Source organism: Variovorax brevis (assembly GCF_030317105.1).
Lineage (GTDB): Bacteria > Pseudomonadota > Gammaproteobacteria > Burkholderiales > Burkholderiaceae_C > Variovorax > Variovorax brevis.
The window spans coordinates 366,070-386,408 of the sequence record NZ_JASZYG010000008.1; the positions used below are offsets into that span (position 1 = coordinate 366,070).

Annotated in this window: 11 protein-coding genes; 6 read left to right on the plus strand and 5 right to left on the minus strand. The window is 64.8% G+C overall.

The features are described from left to right. Positions 1-16 precede the first annotated feature (16 nt). The 4 genes from trkA to QTI66_RS25560 all read left to right on the plus strand — a co-directional run bounded on the left by trkA (position 17) and on the right by QTI66_RS25560 (position 6,476). Complete coding sequence (trkA, locus tag QTI66_RS25545; protein ID WP_286562874.1) at positions 17-1,477, plus strand: Trk system potassium transporter TrkA; 1,461 nt, start codon at positions 17-19, stop codon at positions 1,475-1,477. Positions 1,478-1,540: 63 nt separating this feature from the next. After that, on the plus strand, positions 1,541-3,007 hold the full coding sequence (locus QTI66_RS25550) for a TrkH family potassium uptake protein (protein ID WP_286562875.1): 1,467 nt from the start codon (positions 1,541-1,543) through the stop codon (positions 3,005-3,007). Between the two features lie 128 nt (positions 3,008-3,135). After that, entirely contained in the window at positions 3,136-4,437 is a 1,302-nt protein-coding gene (gene gshA, locus QTI66_RS25555) for a glutamate--cysteine ligase (protein WP_286562876.1), read from the plus strand. A gap of 164 nt (positions 4,438-4,601) precedes the next feature. Next, positions 4,602-6,476 carry a potassium transporter Kup gene (locus tag QTI66_RS25560; protein WP_286562877.1) on the plus strand — a complete coding sequence of 625 codons (1,875 nt, stop codon included), beginning with the start codon at positions 4,602-4,604 and terminating at the stop codon, positions 6,474-6,476. Between the two features lie 215 nt (positions 6,477-6,691). Here the strand turns inward: QTI66_RS25560 and QTI66_RS25565 are convergent, their stop codons facing one another. Then, positions 6,692-11,656, minus strand: coding sequence for a non-ribosomal peptide synthetase (locus QTI66_RS25565; protein WP_286562879.1), 4,965 nt, complete (start codon positions 11,654-11,656; stop codon positions 6,692-6,694). A 557-nt stretch (positions 11,657-12,213) separates the two neighbouring features. Here QTI66_RS25565 and QTI66_RS25570 point away from each other — a divergent pair. Then, the gene (locus tag QTI66_RS25570; RefSeq protein ID WP_286562880.1) at positions 12,214-13,419 is read left to right on the plus strand and encodes a benzoate/H(+) symporter BenE family transporter; all 1,206 of its coding nucleotides are present in this window, start codon (positions 12,214-12,216) and stop codon (positions 13,417-13,419) included. Beyond that, positions 13,416-14,381, plus strand: coding sequence for a glutathione synthase (gene gshB, locus QTI66_RS25575; protein WP_286562882.1), 966 nt, complete (start codon positions 13,416-13,418; stop codon positions 14,379-14,381). Before QTI66_RS25570 ends, gshB begins: the two co-directional genes overlap by 4 nt. On the opposite strand, the gene QTI66_RS25580 is transcribed toward gshB, so the two are convergent. From QTI66_RS25580 to QTI66_RS25595, 4 genes are all read right to left on the minus strand, one after another. Next, entirely contained in the window at positions 14,329-15,633 is a 1,305-nt protein-coding gene (locus tag QTI66_RS25580; protein ID WP_286562883.1) for a PepSY-associated TM helix domain-containing protein, read from the minus strand. The two genes, gshB and QTI66_RS25580, sit on opposite strands and share 53 nt — an antisense overlap. A gap of 19 nt (positions 15,634-15,652) precedes the next feature. Next, complete coding sequence (locus QTI66_RS25585) at positions 15,653-17,866, minus strand: TonB-dependent receptor (RefSeq protein ID WP_444815049.1); 2,214 nt, start codon at positions 17,864-17,866, stop codon at positions 15,653-15,655. 147 nt (positions 17,867-18,013) lie between these two features. Then, positions 18,014-18,778: a class II glutamine amidotransferase gene (locus tag QTI66_RS25590; protein WP_286562884.1), complete on the minus strand. Its 765-nt coding sequence runs from the start codon at positions 18,776-18,778 to the stop codon at positions 18,014-18,016. Positions 18,779-18,838: 60 nt separating this feature from the next. Continuing rightward, the gene (locus tag QTI66_RS25595; protein ID WP_286562887.1) at positions 18,839-20,311 is read right to left on the minus strand and encodes a DHA2 family efflux MFS transporter permease subunit; all 1,473 of its coding nucleotides are present in this window, start codon (positions 20,309-20,311) and stop codon (positions 18,839-18,841) included. Positions 20,312-20,339 lie beyond the last annotated feature (28 nt).

Sequence of the window (20,339 nt, forward strand, 5' to 3'; positions counted from 1 at the left end):
CCCGGGGGAGCACAACTTGAAAATCATCATCCTCGGCGCAGGCCGAATCGGCGAAAGTGTCGCGGGCACCTTGGTGTCCGAGCGCAACGACATCACCGTCATCGACACGGACGCGCGTCGCCTGCGCGAGCTCGAAGACCGCTTCGAGCTGCGCGGCGTCGTGGGCAGCGGCATTGATCCCGACGTGCTGGCCGAGGCGGGCGCACGCGACGCCGACATGCTGATCGCCTGCGCGGCGCTGGACGAAACCAACCTGGTCTGCTGCAAGGTGGCGCACCAGGTGTTCGGCATTCCGACCCGCATCGCGCGCGTGCGCTCCAGCGCCTTCAAGGACGACAGCCCGCTCACCGGCAAGGATGGTTTTGCGGTCGACCGCATCATCTGCCCCGAAGAATCGCTCACCCGCTACATCGGCAAGCTGGTCGAATACCCCGAGGCGCTGCAGGTGCGCGAGTTCGCGGGCGGCTTGGCCTGCCTGGTGTCGGTGCGGGCGGTGGCTGGCGCGCCGCTGGTGATGCACAGCATCGCGGAACTGCGCGAGTGCGTGCCCAACGCCGACATGCGCATCGTCGCGATCTATCGGCGCCTGGAAGACCGGCCCGACGTCTTCATCACCTGCGAAGGCATCACCCGCATCGAGCCGGGCGACGAGGTCTTCGTGCTCTCTGCACGCGAGCACCTGCCGGCCGTGTTGTCGGCGCTGCACCGCTACGACCAGTCGGCCAAGCGAGAGGTGGAACGCATCATGATCGCCGGCGGTGGCCGGGTCGGCCTGCGGCTGGCCAAGCAGTTGCTGGCGACGGGGCGCAACTACCAGCTCAAGGTGCTCGAGCGCGACCATGACCGCTGCGTGCAGTTGGCCTCCGAACTGCCCGGCGTGCTGGTGCTGCACGGCGACGGCACCGACGAGGACATGCTGGAAGACGAGGGCATCGAGTACATCGACCTTTTCCTGGCGCTCACCAGCGACGACGAGGACAACATCATGGCCAGCTTGCTGGCCAAGCGCATGGGCGCCACGCGCGTGCTGGCGCTCATCAACCGACGCACTTATGCCGAGCTGATGCACGGCACGCAGATCGACATTGCGCTGTCGCCGGCGCAGACCATGCTGGGCGAACTGCTGGCCTATGTGCGCCAGGGCGACGTGCAGGCGGTGCACAGCCTGCGGCGCGGCGTGGCCGAGGCGCTGGAGATCGTGGCGCGGGGCGATCGCAAGACCTCGCGCGTGGTGGGGCGCTGCATCGACGACCTCAAGCTGCCGAAGGGGGCGCAGGTGGGCCTCATCATGCGCGGCCTTCCTGTGGTGGGCGAAGGCGAGACACCGCCCGCCGAGGAGATCGTGCCTGCGCAAGTGATCATCCCGCACGGCAATACCGTCATCGAGAGCAACGACCACATCGTCATGTTCATTCCGCGCAAGCGCCAGATCCGCGAGGTGGAAAAGTTGTTCCGCGTCAGCGCGACATTTTTCTGACGTCATGAGCCGACGGGCCCTTGCCGAGGCGAATTCCGCAGCACGCAGTGCGGAGGTTGCCCCATGACCGACTTCTATCCGGTGCTGCGCGTGCTGGGCGCGCTGCTCACCTTTTTCTCGCTGGGCATGCTGCTGCCGTGCGTCGTCTCCTGGGTACAGAAAGACGGCCTGATCCACGTCTGGGGCATTTCAGCCGGCGCGGCATTCGCCTGCGGCGCCGTGCTGTGGGCGGGCCTGCGCAAGTTCAAGCGGGAGCTTCAGCCGCGCCACGGCATTTTCCTCGTGTCGCTGACCTGGGTGCTGCTGCCCTTCTTTGCCAGCGTGCCGCTGCTGTGGGCGCTCAACGAAATCGGACGACCCATCAACTTCACGCACGCCTACTTCGAGGCCGTGTCAGGGCTCACGACGACCGGCGCGACGGTGCTCACCAAACTCGATGCGCTGCCCCTGTCGATCAACTTCTGGCGCACCTTCCTGCAGTGGCTGGGCGGCATGGGCATCCTGGTGCTGGCCGTGGCCATCCTGCCCTTGCTCGGCGTGGGAGGCAGCCAGCTTTTCAAGGCCGAGATCGCGGGGCCGATCAAGGACAGCAAGCTCACGCCGCGCGTGAAAGAGACCGCCAAGGGGCTGTGGGGCATCTATTCCACCTTCTCGGTGGCCTGTGGCCTGGCCTACTGGGCGGCAGGCATGACGCCCATGGACGCCCTCATGCACATGTTCAGCACCGTGAGCCTGGGCGGGTTGTCCAATCACGACGCGAGCTTTGCGCACTTCAATTCGCCCTGGCTGGAGGCGATTTCCGTCGTGTTCATGCTGGCCGCAAGCTGCAATTTCGCGCTGTACTTCATTGCCGTGCGCAAACGCAACTTCCACGGCTTCTGGCGCGACCCCGAAATGCGGGCGACGCTCATCGCCCTGATCGGCGGCGGCGTATTGGTCTCCGCCGTGCTGTGGGCCAAGGGCATCTACGGCCCGCTCGATTCGTTGCGCTACGGCATCTTCCACACCATCTCGGTGGGCAGCACGACCGGCTACGCCACCGTCGACTACCTGAAATGGCCCGCCTTCGCGCCCATGCTCATGTTGCTGCTCTCCGGCCTGGCCACCAGCGCCGGGTCGGCCGGCTGCGGCATCAAGATGGTGCGGGTGTTGATTCTCGTGAAGCAGGCGCTGCGCGAGATGACGCGGCTGGTGCACCCCCGCGCCGTGCAACCCGTGACGCTGGGCAACATGGTGGTCGACAACCGGGTGATTTTCTCGGTGCTGGCCTTCATGCTCGTGTACGGCGTGACCATCATTTCGCTGAGCATGCTGCTGGTGCTGTCCGACCTGGACCCCATCACCGCCTTCAGCGCCGTGGTGGCCAGCGTCAACTGCACGGGGCCGGGGCTGGGGGACATCGGCCCGTCGTCCCATTTCGGCGTGCTGACCGACTTCCAGGTGTGGGTCTGCACCTTTGCGATGGTGCTCGGGCGGCTGGAGCTGCTGAGCTTCATTGCGCTGCTGACTCCGTCGTTCTGGCGGAAGTAGATCATTGCAGGATAGGGGCGCCATCTTTGTTGCAGATGGCAAGGCGTAACCGCTTGTCATCGGGCGAGGCGCCCCCAAATCCTACAATTCCGACTTACGTCGCAGAAAACGCATAACAAGGCCGTTGCATGGTTCCCCATCTCGTCACCGCCCTGACCGGCCCGATCAACGAACTCGAACAGCGCGTGCTCGACTCGATGCCCGCCATCGAGCGCTGGTTCCGGCTGGAATGGATGGAGCACACCCCGCCCTTCTACAGTTCGGTGGACATCCGCAACGCCGGCTTCAAGCTGGCGCCGGTGGACACCAACCTCTACCCCGGCGGCTGGAACAACCTGACGCAGGAAATGCTGCCCCTGGCCGTGCAGGCCGCGCAGGCCGCCATCGAGAAGATCTGCCCCGAGGCGCGCAACCTGCTGGTGATTCCCGAGAACCACTCCAGCAACACCTTCTACCTGGCCAATGTGGCCCAACTGGTGCGCATCTTCCAGATGGCGGGGTTGAATGTGCGCGTCGGCTCCATCGACCCGGCCATCAAGTCGCCCAAGAAAATCGAGCTGCCGCACGGCGAAAGCGTGTGCCTGGAGCCGGTGGCGCGCAGCAAGCGCCGGCTGGGGCTGAAGAATTTCGACCCCTGCACCATCCTGCTGAACAACGACCTGTCGGCCGGCATCCCCGGGATCCTGGAAGACCTGCACGAGCAGTACCTGCTGCCGCCGCTGCACGCCGGCTGGTCGGTGCGCCGCAAGAGCAACCATTTCCGCAGCTACGAAGAAGTGTCCAAGCGCTTCGGCAAGCTGCTGGGCATCGACCCGTGGCTCATCAACCCGATGTCCAGCCACGCGGAGAACGTGGACCTCGCCGAAGGCGTCGGTCTGGACGTCCTCACCAGCCATTGCGACGCCCTCCTTACCAAGATCCGCCGCAAGTACAAGGAATACGGCATCAACGAGAAGCCCTTCGTCATCGTGAAGCCCGACAACGGCACCAATGGCGTGGGCGTGATGACGGTGCGCGACGCCAAGGACATCGAAACGCTGGCGCGCAAGCCCCGCGGCAAGGCCACTGGCAACAAGGCCAAGACCGGCACCAACTTCAGCCAGGTGATCGTGCAGGAGGGCGTGCTCACGCGCGAGCGCATGCACGACGGCGTGGCCGAGCCGGTGGTCTACATGATGGACCGCTACGTCGTGGGCGGCTTCTACCGCGTGCACGCCGGGCGCAGCATCGACGAAAACCTCGATTCGCCGGGCGCAAGCTTTGTGCCGCTGGCTTTTTCGGAGAGTGCGCACTTACCGCAACCGGGCGCCAAGCCGGGCGCAAGCGCACCCAATCGCTTCTACATGTACGGCGTGATCGGCCGGCTCGCCATGGTGGCGGCCAGCTACGAGATGGAGGCGACCGACCCGGACGCCGAGGTCTACGAGTGACGAAACTTTCGTCCGACACCGCGCTATGCGCTCGCGGCGCGTAGCGGCAGAATACGCTTCCCCCAGCAACGGACAATAAAAAAGGCGGAGGGCGGTTACGGTGATCCAAACTCTCCGTTGTGCCCGGGCGTGAATGGCGCCGACTCGCTTTTTCCTGCGACTTTGTGTCATCCAACAAAACCACCACCACCTCCGGCGCGCTGATCCTTGCGGCCATCGGTGTCGTCTATGGCGATATCGGCACCAGCGTGCTGTACGCCACCAAGGAAGTCTTCAGCCACGAACGGGTGTTGTTCACGGTGGAGAACGTCTACGGCATCCTGTCGATGTTCTTCTGGACCTTGACCGTCATCGTTTCGCTCAAGTACGTGGTGCTGGTGCTGCGAGCCGACAACGAGGGTGAGGGCGGCTTGGTCGCCATGCTCGCGCTGGCCTCCCAGGCGGTCGCCGACAAGAAGAAATTGCGACGGGTGTTGCTCATCGTCGGCATCTTCGGCACATCGCTCTTCTACGGGGATGGCGTCATCACGCCGGCCATTTCGGTGCTGTCCGCCGTCGAGGGCCTGGAAGTCGTTTCGCCCCAGTTCAAGCACTATGTGATTCCCATCACCTTGGTGGTGCTCTTCTGCCTTTTTGCGGTGCAAAAGCACGGTACGGCAGGCATCGGCCGCTACTTTGGGCCGATCACGATCACCTGGTTCCTTGTGATCGGTGTGCTGGGCGTGTCGCAAATCGTGAACCATCCGGAGATCCTGCGAGCCATCAGCCCTTGGTATGCGCTGAAGTTCATGTGGGACAACACGGTGACGAGCTTCATCATCCTGGGCGCCACCGTGTTGTGCGTGACCGGGGCCGAGGCGCTCTATGCCGACTTGGGCCACTTCGGCAAGGGTCCGATCCGCATCGCGTGGTTTTCGGTGGTGATGCCCTCGCTGACGCTCAACTATTTCGGCCAGGGCGCGCTGCTGCTCACCAATCCGGCGGCGGTGAAGAACCCCTTCTTCATGATGGCGCCGGATTGGGCTCTGATTCCGTTGGTTGTACTGGCGACGCTGGCCACCGTGATCGCGTCGCAGGCCCTCATCACCGGGGCCTTCAGCGTGACGCGGCAGGTTATCCAGCTGGGCTACCTGCCGCGGCTGAACATCGAGCACACCAGCGTTCGCACGGCGGGGCAGATCTACATTCCGTTTGTGAACTGGGGGCTGTTCGTGGCCATCGTGCTGGCGGTGCTGATGTTCCGCAGCTCCAGCAACCTGGCGGCGGCCTATGGCATCGCGGTGACCACCGACATGCTGATCACGACCATCCTGACCTTCTTCGTGATCCGCTTTGCGTGGAAGCTGCCGCTCGCGCTGTGCATTGCATCGACGGCCGTCTTCTTCATCGTCGATTTCGCATTCTTTGCCTCGAACCTGCTGAAGCTTCCCGAAGGCGGCTGGTTCCCGCTGATGATCGGCGGCTTCATCTTCACGCTCATGCTCACCTGGAAAGAGGGGCGCAAGCTCATGGGGCAGGTGCAGCGCACCGAAGCCATCGACCTGCGGGCCTTCCTCGGCTCGGTGTTCGTGAATCCGCCGGCGCGCGTCGACGGCACGGCGGTTTTTCTCACAGCGGAGCCGGGCGTGGTGCCCAACGCGTTGCTGCACAACCTCAAGCACAACAAGGTGCTGCACGAGCAGAACCTCTTCGTGACGGTGCGCAACCACGAGGTGCCGTGGATTCCCATGGACAAGCGCATCGACATGGAGCCGCTGGGCCACCACTGCTGGCAGGTGGTGGTGCACTACGGATTCAAGAACGACATCGACTTGCCGCGGGCTTTGGAAAGCGCCCGCATGCGCGGCTGCCAGCTGGAGCCGATGACGACAAGCTACTTCCTTTCGCGCGACGTGGTGATTCCCACGCTCGGCAGTGGCATGGCGCCTTGGCGCGAGAAGTTGTTTGCGCAAATGCACCACAGTGCGAGCGGAGCGGCGGATTTCCTTAGTTTGCCGAACAACGCCGTCGTGGAGTTGGGGTCGAAGATCGAAATCTAGGGCTCGCCCCCAGGCTTGCTCACTTCGTGTGGCCTCCAACCCCCTGCCGGGGCAACACCAGCGGCCCGGAGAACTATTGCTCGCCCCCAGGCTTGCCCACTTCGTGTGGCCTCCAACCCCCTACCGGGGGCAACACCAGCGGCCCGGCAAAGCCGGTTCCGCGGTGTTCCTGGAATGAAGCTGCTCCGGACGATGCCAGTCCGGGCGCCACCCGATTACTTGCGGCCGACTGCCGACATCATCCTGCCGAACAGGCCCTTGCGTTCCGGCGCTGCTGCGGTCGCCGGACCCACCGGCTTGGCAGCGGCCGCATTCGAAAGCTGCGCCAGGCTTTCAAAGATGTAGCGCCGCGCCTCCACCCGGAAGCCCAATGCCTGCTCGGACTGCTGCAACGCACGCATCGCCAGCAGCGAGTCGCCACCGAGGTCGAAGAAATTGTCGGTCGAGTGGATGTCGTTGACGTCGATGCCCAGCACGCCCGCCCAGATCTGCGCCAGCTGCGCCTGTTCGGGCATCAGCAGTTGCTGGTTGCTGGGCCGATGCGCCGCCAACCGGATCTCGGCGTCGCTGGGTTTCTGCGCATCGGCCTGCAGGCGCGTGAGCACCTGCGCGGCCGCGGAGCCGGTCGGGTCCGCGATGTCGTCGAGCGTGGACGACGGGTTCTGCGTCATGCGCTGCAGCAGCTCGAGGAAGCGGTCGCGGAAGGCCTCGCCAGTTTCGGGCAGGTAGATGTCGGCGTTGTAGATGATGGCGCCTTCCAGGCCATGCGGCTTGTCCATGAGCCACAGGCCGAGGTCGTCCGTGGCGCCGCGCTGACGGAGGTGAATCTGCTGATGGCGCACACCGGCACCAAAGTCGCTCGGGCGTTCGCGCGCGTCCTGGAACGAGAACAGCGCGTGATAGGCGCCGGCCCCTTGGGCGGCTCGCGCGCTGGCTTCCGGCTCGGCCGCCACGCGCTCGAAGGGAATCTGCTGGTGGCTCGTGACGGCCAGCAGTTCCTGCTTGACGTAGCGCACGTAGTCCACAAAGGGCAGCGAGTAGTCGATTTGCAACTGCACCAGCAGCAAGTTGGTGAAGAAGCCCATCACGTGTTCGAGTTCGGGCGCTTCGCGTCCGCGCACGGGCACGGCGATCACGATCGAGTCGGTGTGGATGGACTTGCCCATCATGAGGCTGTAGAGCGACATCATGAGCATGTTGAGCGTGGCGTCCGAACTGCGAGCCAAGGCGCGCAGGCGCTCGGCCGTCGGCTGGTCGATCTTGACCCACTGCGGCCGTCCGTCGCCGCTCATGCCGACGCGCCGTGGCATGTCGGTTTGCGCGGGCACCGGCATCGGCGCCTTGCCGAAGCGGTCTTTCCAGAAGCGCAGCTGGCCTGCACATTCTTCCTGTTCGAGCCAGCGGCCATACCACTCGGCATAGTCGCCATAGGTCACGGGTAGCGCCGGCAGCGCACTGGCTTCGCCGCGCATCAGCGCCGAGTAAATCTCGGCGAGTTCCATCTGCAGCAGGTCGAAGGACCAGCCGTCCCAGATGAGGTGATGCGGCACGAAGGCAAACGCGTGCTCCTCGGCGCCGATCTTGAAGAGCGCGGTGCGGAACAGCGGCGCCTGGAAGATGTCCATCGGCGAATCGGCCACCTGCTGCATGGCTTGCAACAGTTGCGCCTCGCGCTCTTCGGCGGGCAGGTGGCTCAGGTCGTGCAGCGGCATGTCGATGTCCACTGCGTCAGCGATGGCCTGGATGCCCACGCCTTCGGCGTCCGTGTCCATGTAGGTGCGCAAGGTGGGCTGCCGGCGAACCACCTGACGGAATGCTTCCCTGAACTTCTCGACGTCCAGCGGACCCTTCAGGCGGTGGCCCGAGGGTGCGTTGTAGACGGCGCGCCCGGGGTGGAGCTGCTCCATGAAGCGGATGCGTTCCTGCATCGGCGTGAGCGGTGCCGTGCGCCGGCCCGGCTGCAGCACGATGCGTTCGCGGCGCGGGCCGTCCGAAGCGCGCGCGGCGGCCAGCACGACCGCCAGCTTCTCGGCCGTCGGCGATTCGAACAAGGTGCGGAAAGGCAGCTGGATGTGCAGTTCGCGGTTCAGGCGTGCCGTCAGCCGCGCGGCGAGCAGCGAGTGGCCGCCCACGGCAAAGAAGTCGTCGTCGATGCTCAGGCCCGGCAGGTTGAGCACGTCTTCCATGGCCTGCAGCGCCAGGCGCTCGTCGTCGTTGCGCGGCGCAATGCGGGTGCCGGCCTTGGTCGCCTGGCCGCCATCGGGCACCGGCAGCGCCATGCGGTCGATCTTGCCGCTGGCAAAAAGCGGCAGGGCCTGCAGCGGAACGAAGTGCTGCGGGATCATGTAGGCCGGCAAATGCACCGCCAGATGCGCCCGCAGATCCGCCACGTCGGGCATCCCGCCGCGCGGCACCACGTACGCGACGATGCGCACGTCGCCGGGGCGGTCTTCCCGAGTGATGACCACCGCGCGCTCGAGCGCGGGATGGCTGGCCAGGTTGGCTTCGATTTCGCCGAGTTCGATGCGATAGCCCCGGATCTTGACCTGCTGGTCGGTCCGGCCCTGGCATTCGACCAGGCCGTTGGCACGCCAGCGGCCGAGGTCGCCGCTGCGGTACCAGCGCCGCTCGGGGTTCGTCGCGGTGGGCGCAAGCAGGAAGCGATCAGCCGTCAGCTCGGCGCGGTTCAGGTAGCCCGGCGTGACGCCATCGCCCGAGATGTAGATCTCGCCCATGACGCCCACGGGCACCGGCCGCTGGTGCGCGTCCAGGATATGGATCTGCGCATTCGCCACCGGCTTGCCGATCGGCACCAGCGCCGGAATCGGGTTTTCCAGGCGGTAGAAGTTGGAGAACACCGTCGTCTCCGTGGGGCCGTAGCCGTTCCAGAGTTCGCCGACGCAGGGCAGCAGTTCGCGCCCGAGTTCCGGCGGCAGCGGCTCGCCGCAGCACACGGCCAGCATGTCACTGCGGCCTTTCCAGCCGGTGGCCAGCAACAGGCGCCAGGTGGACGGCGTGGCACCGATGCAGGTGACGTTTTCGCTTTCGATCAGCTCGCGCAGGCCGTCGCCATTGGCGCGGGTCAGCTTGTCGGCCACGACGATGCGCGCACCCAAAGTGAGCGGCAGGATGTCTTCGAACACCGACAGGTCAAAGGCCAGCGTGGTCACCGCCAGCATGACGTGGTGCTGCTTCACGCCGGGCATCTGCTGCAGGCCCGCCAGCAGGCTGAGCACCGTGTGATGCGGCACCGTCACGCCCTTGGGCCGACCGGTCGAGCCCGAGGTGTAGATCACATAGGCGATGTTCGCCGAATGGCCGGTGAGGGCCAGTGGTGCGTCGGTCGGTTCGATGCGGGCGGCGTTCACCAAGCCACGTCCGCTGCCTTGCCAGCGTTCCAGCGTGGCGTCGTCTCCGACGATGTGCCGCATGCCGGCATCGTCGGCCATGAAATTCAGGCGTTCCTGCGGGAAGGTCGGGTCCAGCGGCACAAAGCCGGCGCCGGACTTGAGGATGCCGTAGAGCGCCACGATCATGTGCTCGCTGCGGTCGCAGCACAGGCCCACCAGGTCGCCGGCGCCTGCACCCATCTCGCGCAGCGCGACGGCCACTGCGGTGGCGCGCTGCTGCAGGGCGCGGTAGCTGAGTTGCCTGCCGTGGCACGTGATGGCAATGGCGTCGGGCGTGGCTGCCGCCTGCGCATCGAACAGCGATTCGATGCGGGCCCTGCGGTCATAGTCGACGGTCGCGCCGTTGAAGGCGGCGAGCATCGCCTCTTCGTCGGCGGTGGGCGCAAATGCATCGGCGGCAATGGATTCGGGCTGGGCCGCGCAACGATCGAGCGCCGTGCAGTACAGCTTGAGCCAGCGCTGCATCGTCTGCTGGTCGAACAGGTCGGTGTTGTACTGGCATTCCAGTACCAGCGTGCCTTCGACCTGGCTGATGTTCAGGAAGATCTCGGCGTTCTCGAACAGGCGCGGATTGGAGTGCAGTTGCGCCCGCAGTTGCGGATCCGACAGGTCTGCGGATGCAATGGCTGCGTCCACGTTGAACATGACGGGCACCAGCGGCACGCGGCTCGGGTCGCGGGCGACCTGCAGCCGGCGCAGCAGGCTGCCGAAGGTCATGCGCGAATGGTCGAAGCCGTCGAGCAAGGCGGTGCTGGCGTTGCGCACCAAGACACTCACGCCTTCGTTCATGTCGACGCCGATGCGCATGGGCAGCAGGTTCACGCAATGGCCCACCAGCGCAGGATGGCCAGCCGTGAGTTGGCCCGCGACCGGAATGCCGACCACCACGTCGCTGTGTCCGCCCAGCCGTCCGACCAGGCCGGCGAAAACGCCCAGAAGCGTGGCGAACAGGGTGGCGCCGTTGGCGGCGCCGAACTTGCGCACGCGCTCCAGGCGCGCGGCGTCGAACACCACGTCTTCCCGTTGCGAGGCAAAGGTGCGCAGCGGTGCGCGAACACGATCGGTCGGCAGGTCGATCGTCGGCACGGAGCGGTCGTACTTGGCGACCCAATATTGCAGGTCGTCGGCCTGGTCGCGCAGCGCCTCGGGCTGCGTCAGCTCCAGGGCGTAGTCGCTGAATCCGACGGTGGGTTCCAGTCCCTCGGACAGCTCGGCCTTGCCGGCCAGCGCGGCGCGATAGAGGTGCATCAGTTCGTGCGCGATGACGCCGAAGGACCATCCGTCGCACACGATGTGGTGCGCGGCCAGGATCAACTCGTGGCGTTCCGGCGCCAGTTTGATCAGGCTGGCGCGGATCAGCTGGTCCGTGCCGAGTTCGAAATGCTGCTGCACCGCCAGGGCGCGTTGCTGCAGCAGGCGGGCCTCGCGCTTGGCCTCGTCCATGGTGCTCAGGTCGATTTGCTGCAGGGGCAGGTCGATGCTGGCAGTGACAAAGAGCTCGGTCCCGTCGGAACTGATGTTGCAACGCAGGGCCTCGTGCCGGTCGGTGACGGCCTGCAGTGCGCGCGCCAGGGCGGGGACGTTCAGGGCGCCGTCTAACTTGAGCGAAACGGACTCGTTGTAGGCAAGGGAGGCGTCAGGCGAAATGCGGTCGGCCAGCCAGATTTCACGCTGGGCTTCGGTCGTGGGAACGACGCGCTGGATTTCGTTGGCCTCGAAGGGATCGTAGTCAACCGTTTCCGATGCCGGGGTCAGGGGAGGCAACGTCATTGTGTTCATATTTAGTACTCACAATTATTGAGTGGGTGCGACATCTGACGCACGAAATTGGAACTTTTGTACGAACGAAAGCGCGGTTCCGTTTGCATATGCCCACAGGCTGGGCTGGTTCGTGCGCTGCGGGCTGCGTGACGCGCCGGAGCAGGGAAGCGATCGTTTCCAAAGCTATCCACGGCCGCAAAATGCCGATCTACCATTCGATGGACCCTCTTTCGTTGAGGCTGTGCGCGATTACAAGAGCCGCAACACGATGTATCTGAACAGTGATGGTGCCCTCAGCGAGCTCCACCTGCCATGTGCCAAACGCGCAGCCTACGAAAGACATATTGCGTGCCGATTTATCAGAAACAATCGATGCAAATGGTTGCTATCGGTGGATTGACAAAGTCAGCGCCCATGTCCCGGATTCTGTAACTATCGGTGGCATTTGAAAACTAATAGCTGACAAGCGGTTGATGAATGTTGCCAAAAAGTTCTCACTCGTCCCCCGGCAGAAGGCGAGCGCTGACAAACGACTCGCCGCGCGAGCGCCCGGCACAATCGGCGCCATGCGGTTTTTCAAAGATCTGAGCCTTTCGGCCTTTGTCGCGGGCTTTGTGGCGGTGCTGGTCGGCTTCACGAGTTCGGTCGCGATCGTTTTCCAGGCGGCGCAGGCCTTCGGTGCGACGCCGGCCATGATTGCCTCGTGGATGTGGGCGCTGGGCATTGGCATGGGGCTGGCCTCGGCATTGCCCTCGCTGTGGCTCAAAAAGCCGGTGATGATTGCCTGGAGCACCCCCGGCGCAGCCGTGCTGGCCGTGGCAGGCGCGGGCTACAACATGAACGAGGCGATCGGCGCCTTCATCGTGTGCGCCGCGCTCATCACCATCGCCGGCGCGACGGGCTGGTTCGAGCGGGTGATGAACAGGATTCCCATGGAAATCGCGTCGGCGCTTTTGGCCGGCGTGCTGGCGCGCTTCGGCTTGCAGGCTTTCCTGGCGGCGCAGACGGCGCTCGTGCTGGTGCTGCTGATGCTGGCGACCTATCTTGTCGCGCGCCGTGTGCTGCCGCGCTACGCCGTGCCGCTGACCCTGGTGGTCGCCATTGTTCATGCGGCGGCGCGCGGGCAACTGGCGTGGTCGGGCGTTCACTTCGAATTGGCGACGCCCATCTTCACCATGCCGGTGTTTTCGTGGCAGGCGGCCGTCAGCGTGGCGTTGCCGCTCTTTGTGGTGACGATGGCCTCGCAGAATCTGCCGGGCGTGGCCGCGATTCGCGCGGCCGGCTACGACATGCCGATCTCGAAAATCATCACCTTCAGCGGGCTGGCAACGCTGGTGCTGGCGCCTTTTGGTGCCTTCGCGCTCAACCTGAGCGCCATCACCGCGGCCATCTGCATGGGCCGGGAGGCGCATGAAGATCCGGCTCGGCGCTACACGGCGGCGGTGTCCTGCGGCGCCATTTACGTGCTGATCGGCTTTTTCGGTGCGGCCGTCACGGGCTTGCTGACGGCCTTTCCCAAGGAACTGGTCGCGGCCATCGCGGGGCTCGCGCTGCTCGGCACCATCGGCAGCGGCATGGCCGTCGCGGTGCGGGACGAATCGCATCGCGAAGCCGCGCTCATTACATTTCTCGTGACACTCTCGGGCGTCACGCTCGGCGGCGTCGGCTCTGCGTTCTGGGGCGTCGTCGCGGGTGCCGCGGCGCTCGCCATCCAGGGCATCGGCCGTCGCCGCGCCAAGGCCGAATCCATTGGAAAGACCACCACGCCATGAACATCCTCATCGTCGCCGACCCGCTCGAGCACTTCAAGATCTACAAGGACACGACCTTCTCGATGATGCGCGAGGCGCAAAAGCGCGGCCATCGCATCGCGGCCTGCGAGCCGCAGCAAATGAGCTGGCAGCGCGGCAAGCCGGTGACGGCGATCGTGCGCGAGATCGTGCTCACGGGCGGTCCGGTCGACTGGTTCCGCACGGAAGATGTGAGCGAGCGCGCCCTGCGCGACTTCGACGTGGTGCTGATGCGCAAGGACCCGCCCTTCGACGCCGAATACATCTACGCCACGCACCTGCTGGAGCAGGCCGAGCGCGAAGGCGCGCGGGTGGTCAACAAGCCGCGGGCGCTGCGCGACCATCCGGAAAAGCTGGCGATCATGGAGTTTGCGGAGCACACCACGCCGACGCTGGTCACGCGCGACGCGCGTGCGGTGCGGGCCTTTCATGCAGAGCACCAGGACATCATCCTGAAGCCGCTGGATGGCATGGGCGGCATGGGCATCTTCCGCGTCAAGGCGGATGCGCTGAACCTGGGCTCCATCATCGAGACGCTCAACAAGGATGGCGCCGAGACCATCATGGTGCAGCGCTTCGTGCCGGACATCGTGAAGGGCGACAAGCGCGTGCTGGTCATCGGCGGCAAGCCGGTGCCTTTCAGCCTGGCGCGAATTCCGCAGGGCACCGAGGTGCGCGGCAACCTGGCCGCGGGCGGAAAGGGCGTGGCGCAACCGCTCACGAAGGAAGACCTGGCGATTGCCGAAGCGATTGGCCCGGTGCTGGCGCCGCGCGGATTGCTGTTGATCGGCCTGGACGTGATCGGCGGATCGCTCACCGAAATCAACGTCACGAGCCCGACCTGCTTTCAGGAAATCACCGATCAGACGGGATTCAACGTGCCGGCAATGTTCATCGATGCGCTGGAGGCGCACGTTGCGGCGACGCCGCGCGCGACTCAATAGCGGATGCTTCAGCGTGCTGCCGCGCCTGCTGATGCAGGCGCGAGTGGCGCTTGCGCATCCAGATGACGATGCCGGTGACCGACAGCATCGCCACCATCACACCCATCAACGACATCAGGATGCGGCCAGGCATGCCCAGGATGCGACCGGAGTGCAGCGGGAACTGGAGCTGCACGAACACATCCGCGGCCGTGCCGTGCCAAGGCAGGTTCTGGCTCAGGATGCGCCCGTCGTGCGCGTCGATATAAAGGTTGGCCAGGCCCATGCCGCCCTGCCCGTGCTCGGCACCCGGTTCGAAGAAGGAAACGTTGTAGAAGCCGTAGCGGCCTTCGTAGTAGATGCCGCCCTTTGGCAAGGTCCAGTTCTGGCGCCTGGCCTCGGCCTCGGCCACGTGGATCACCTGCGCAAAGCCCAGCGTCGGCTCGATGCGCGCGCCCAGAGGCGCCATTGGCCGCGTCTCGTAAGGCCCCGGCGTGGTCTTTGAAACCAGCGACAGCACGGGGTAGAACACCTCGCGATAAAGGTTCAGCGAGAACGAGGTGAAGGCGATGACGATGATCGCGATCCAGACCCACAGCCCGCCCGCGCGGTGCAGGTCGAAGTTGAGCTTGTAGCCGCCAGCGCGCCAGCGAATCGCCCACGCCGGCTGCCACCGCTTCCACCACACGGCGCGCGGCCGATGCCCGGGATGCACGCCGGGTCGCAGGCGCCGCGGTGTCGTGAGGTAGAGCGCCACGAAGCTGTCGAGCAGCCAGATGAAGGCGACGCTGCCCATGATCCAGTAGCCGATGCGGTCGGTGCCCCACATCGCCGGGATGTGCAGGCTGTAGTGCACCGTGCGCAGGAAGGGCATCAGGCTCTCGCGCGAGAGCGAGACGGCCGTTGAATCGCGCCGGCCCTGGATGTGCAGCGTGACCGGGTCGACGTAGACCTGGTTGTAGTCGAGCGCGTAGGGCTGCTTCGTCGACGGGTCGATGCGCGGCTCAATGAAAAAGCCGGCCGTGTGGCCGACTTCGAAGTTGAGCGGGATGTAGCTCACGCGCACGCGCGGATCGGCGGCTTCGACGGCCGCGGCCAAGGCCATCGGCTCGTGGAATTCGCCGCGGCTGTCGGTGTCGTACAGCGCGCTGTTGAGCCACTCGTCCAGCTCGTGGTCCCACGACGTGACGGCGCCGGTGAGGCCCGCCACGATGAGGAACAGGGCAACGGTGAGGCCGGCCCAGCGGTGGATGAGGGTCAGGAAGGCGCGCATGCCTCCTCTTTTCTCGACTTTAGAAGTCGACCGATGCGGTCAAGTTGAAAGTGCGTGGTGCACCGAGCACGAGGTAGCCGTTGTTGGGATAGCCACCGACCGACGCCCAGTAGTTGCGATTGGTCAAGTTGTCGATTCGTGCGCGAAGCGTGAGGAGCTTGCCAGAAACTTCAGTCATGTAACGTGCGCCAACGTCCAGGCGTGTCCAGCTCGGCACGCGCAAGGTATTCACGGCGTCCGCATAGCTGGACCCCGTCGCAACGATGCGACCATTGAGTGACAGGCCCCGCACGCCAGGAACATCCCAATCAAGACCAATGCTGCCTTGCGCCGACGGCACGCCGATGACGTCCTTTCCGTCGGTCGATGCGCTACCAGTGGACCGTTGCGTGGCGTCAAGGAAAGTCACGCCACCGAGCACGCGCAGACCCTTGAGCGGTTCGCCGAACATCAGAAGTTCCACGCCCTGATGGCGATCCAAGCCCTCGGCGGTGAATTCGTTGGCGCTGTTGATGATGGTGCGCGGCTTGTCCGTCGAGAAGAGGGCAGCCGAGCCGCCGAAACGTCCGCCGTCGTACTTGACACCCACTTCCTTCTGCTTCGAAACGAATGGATCCAATTGCGCGCCTCCATTGGCCACGGGCACTCCGCTGCTGGATGTCAATGGCGCGGTATCTCCCTTGGTCAGCGCTTCAACGTAGTTGGCATAGAGCGAGACCTGTGGCTGCAACTTGAAGACAAACGCGGCCATCGGACTCACGTGGCTCTTGTCGTACCCGGTGGCTACGCTGGTGTCGAATGCATAGTTGGTGGTATCGATGGTTTGGGCGCGTGCACCCAGCGTGAGTTGGGCGCGATCGTCGAGGAACGACAACGTGTCGCCCAGGGCAAAGCTGTCAAGGCGCGTCTTGTTGATCAAGGCAGGGTTGTTGAGGTCGTTGCCATGAAATGCGGTCGATGTGAACGCCGGCAACGGGTAGGCGACCGGCTGATAGATGTTGCTCTTCAAGTTGTTGAAGAAGTCCCACTGGTAGGCGTTCTTTTCTTTCAATTGGAAGAAGGAATACGCTGCGACCAGCGAGTGCTGAACGCTTCCGGTGGCGAACTTGACACGGATTCCAGTTTCGCCGGCGAGGGCGTTTTCGCGCCGCTGATTGTCAAAGCGCGAAATATCCGCTGCGCCGGTGAAGGGATCGGTGACGGTCGTGTTGCCCAGCGAGTTGCCTTCATTGCCTTGCCGGGCTCCTCCAGCAACCCATGCCGTGACGTTCGGCGCGAGGTCGAATTCGCCGCGCACGGACCCAAATGTGTCTCGCTCGTTGGAGTACGTCCACGGCTGTGCATAGTTGACTTGGTTGTCGGGCGCTGACGGAACGGCGGTGAGCGGCACGAACGCCGTGCCGAGAGTCACGTTGGGGCGTGCAGCAGTAAGGCGGTGCTCCTGAAATCCGACGTCGGCAGAAAGGCGGACGTTGCGACTGTGCCAATCAAGGCCGACCGACAGCAGGTCGAGCTTGACCTTCTCATCATCGATGCCGGTGCCGCCTTCGCGGTGGGCTGCGTTCAGACGGATGCCAGTGCTTTGATCCGGTCCGAAACGCCGGCCGATGTCGACCGCTGCGTAGCCCTGCGAGCCAGAGGCCGCACCGAGGCTGACTTCGGTCAGTGCTTCGTTCGATGCACGCTTGGGCAGCAAGTTGATGTTCCCGCCAACACCGCCGCCCGATGGGGTCGCGCCGTTCAGGAATGCGCTTGCGCCACGGAAAACTTCCACGCGTTCGAACAGTTCCGACGCGATGTACTGGCGCGGGAGCACGCCGTACAGGCCGTTGTACGCCATGTCGTCCGAATTCACGATGAAGCCGCGAATGAAGTAAGACTCCTGGAAGTTGCCAAATCCTCGGGCGATCCGAACCGTCGGATCATTCAGAAGCACGTCTGCAACGCTTTTGGATTGCTGGTTCTGGATCAACTCGTTCGTATAGCTTGTCGTCGAGAACGGCGTGTCCATCATGTCCAAGGTGCCGAGGATGCCGACCCGGCCGCCGCGGGCGACTTCACCGCCGGCGTAAGGCTTCGTCAGACCGGCAGCCGACGCGTCCGCACTGGCCTCCACCGTCACGGCGGGCAGCGACGCAGCGGGCGTAGCAGCAGGCGCTTGCGCCGGTGTGGTCTGCGCCGAAGCAGACATCGAATGGACAACAGCGAGTGTTGCCAGCGCAACGGCGCCCAGGGGGAAGCGTGAAGAAGCCAAGGGGTCTCCCTAAATCGTTTGTAAATGAGAACGCCTATTATTACGTGTACGCGACGCGTTTTGGCCGCGTTCGCCCCGTTTCGGCGCTTTTAGGGTGCGAAGCGGGCCGCTTGTGGCGGCGGCGCGTCAGTCGCGGCGGCGCCCGTCCACGAAAACGTGGAGTTCACCCGGCGCAAACGCCGTCCACGTCTCATTGGTGGTCAGCGGCGCCGTCACCACCACGGCGACCCGGTCATTCGGCGTGGTGTGGTGCGAGAAGTCGATCGAGAGATCTTCATCCGCCAGCTTGGCCAGCGTGAAAGGATGCGCGCGCTCCACATACCAAAGATTTGTTGATGCATGCGACCACAGCGCCTGCCCGTTCGACAGCATGAAGTTGAAGGTGCCGTGCTTCGCAATGCGCGGCGCCAGTTCCTTGAGCGTGAGCGTCAGTTCTTCCACGCTCGGCACGCCGGCATGCGACTTGGCCAGCTCCTGCATGATCCAGCAGAAGGCGTGCTCGCTGTCCGTATTTCCCACCGGGTGAAAGTTGCCATGCAGCCGCGGCCGGAAATCCTTCAGGTCGCCGTTGTGGGCAAACACCCAGTAGCGTCCCCACAGTTCACGCACGAACGGATGGCAGTTCTGCAGGTTGATTTCGCCCTGCGTCGCCTTGCGGATGTGCGCGATGACGTTGCGGCTCTGGATCGGGTAGTTGCGGATCAACTCCGCCACCGGCGACTCGCACGCCGGCTGGTGGTCCACGAAGTGCCGCAGGCCGCGGTCTTCGAAGAATGCGATGCCCCAGCCGTCGGCGTGGTGGTCCGTGCGCCCGCCGCGCTGCGCGAAGCCCGCAAAGCTGAAGGTCACGTCCGTGGGCGTGTTGCAGTTCATTCCCAGCAATTGGCACATCGGCCAATTAGAGCGCTTTTTTCCGAAGCGCTTTCGCCGGATGCAATGCCGAGGCGCTAACTAATCCGCTTTCGCCGGACCTTCGCGCAGCTGCCAGGCCGCGAAAATCGCCACCGCACACAGGGCGGCCAGCATCGCGAACACTTCGTCAAAGGCGGCGAGCCGCTGCGGGCTGGTCATCGGGTTGACCAGCGAATCGCCGTGCGCCGCCAAGCGCCATTCGAGCACGATGGCGCACAGGCTCACCCCCGCCGCGCCGCCGAGCATGCGAACGAAACTGATCGCGCTCGCGCCTTGCGGAATCAGCGGCTTGGCCAGCGGCCGCATCGACCCCAGGTTGAGCGAAGGCAATATGAAGCCCAGCCCGATGCGGCCAATGACCGCAAATGCCACCAGCAGCCAGATGGTGCTGTTGAGCCGCAGCGCCATCATGAGCGCGAACGAAGTCGCCAGCAGCGCCAGCCCCACACTCACCAACATCCAGGTCGGGTGTCGGTCCGCCAGTCGCCCGACGCCCAGGATGGTGAACGCCAGCACCAGCCCGGCCGGCAGGAGAATCGCGCCGACGTGCCCGGCCGACAGATGCAAGGCGACCTGCATGTAGACCGGCAGGAGGTAGGTCGAGCCGAACAGGGCCGTGCCGTAGATGAAGGCAACGACGCTCCCCATGGCGAATTGCCGGTATCCGAAGAGCGCAAGGTTCATCAAGGGCGTGGAGCCGATCCGCATCAGCCGCCTTTGCCACGCCAGGAAAGCGACGAAGGCCAGCAGCGCGCCGACCAGCAACACGGCTGAATGCCAAGGCGCTCCGCCGCGCAACTCGACCAATCCGTTCAGGAGGCTCAGCGTGCCGACGGTGCCCAGGCCCAGGCCGACCCAATCCAGCCGACCGCCGCGTTCCGCAACGACGCCGCCCGGCGCCGTCGTCGGCACGAACTTGTAGGCCAGCCACAGCGACGCCAGGCAAAAAGGAACGACCATGAAGAAGATCGAACGCCAGCCGAACAAGTCGACCAGCACGCCCCCGATGCTCGGCCCGATCGCCGGCGCCAGCACCACGCCCATGCCGAACAGCCCGCTCGCCCGCCCCTGCTCGTGCGGCTCGAAGGCGCGGAGGATGATGATGGCGGGGATCGGCTGCACGACGCCCGCAGCGAGTCCTTCCGCCACGCGCGCGATCAGCACCAAGGTGAAGTCATTGGCCAGCCCGCCCACGATGCCGCCCACCATCAGCAGCAGCATCGTGCCCACATAGGTCTTGCGATAGCCGTAGCGCGACAGCAGCCAAGGCGTGGTGAGCATCGACACCGTCGTCGCCACCATGAAGCCCGAAGTCACCCACTGCGCGCGCTCCTGCCCCAGCGAAAAATGGTGGCTCATGCCCGGAATCGCCACGTTCACGATGGTCGATGACATGATCGACGCCATCGTGCCAACCATCACCGACAGCAGCAGGTACCAGCGGTAGCGCTCGCCATAGCGCTGTTGCAAGGCAGACATCGCCGGGGCGGCGGGGGGGATGGCGTCAGGCATGGAGGGGAAAAGTGCTTCTTGTTCGGGC

Coding starts and splice junctions, on each gene's coding strand:
- QTI66_RS25550 (WP_286562875.1), top strand. CDS start 1,541: ATGACCGACTTCTATCCGGTGCTGCGCGTGCTGGGCGCGCTGCTCACC.
- gshA (WP_286562876.1), top strand. CDS start 3,136: ATGGTTCCCCATCTCGTCACCGCCCTGACCGGCCCGATCAACGAACTC.
- QTI66_RS25565 (WP_286562879.1), bottom strand. CDS start 11,656: ATGACGTTGCCTCCCCTGACCCCGGCATCGGAAACGGTTGACTACGAT.
- QTI66_RS25570 (WP_286562880.1), top strand. CDS start 12,214: ATGCGGTTTTTCAAAGATCTGAGCCTTTCGGCCTTTGTCGCGGGCTTT.
- gshB (WP_286562882.1), top strand. CDS start 13,416: ATGAACATCCTCATCGTCGCCGACCCGCTCGAGCACTTCAAGATCTAC.
- QTI66_RS25580 (WP_286562883.1), bottom strand. CDS start 15,633: ATGCGCGCCTTCCTGACCCTCATCCACCGCTGGGCCGGCCTCACCGTT.
- QTI66_RS25590 (WP_286562884.1), bottom strand. CDS start 18,778: ATGTGCCAATTGCTGGGAATGAACTGCAACACGCCCACGGACGTGACC.
- QTI66_RS25595 (WP_286562887.1), bottom strand. CDS start 20,311: ATGCCTGACGCCATCCCCCCCGCCGCCCCGGCGATGTCTGCCTTGCAA.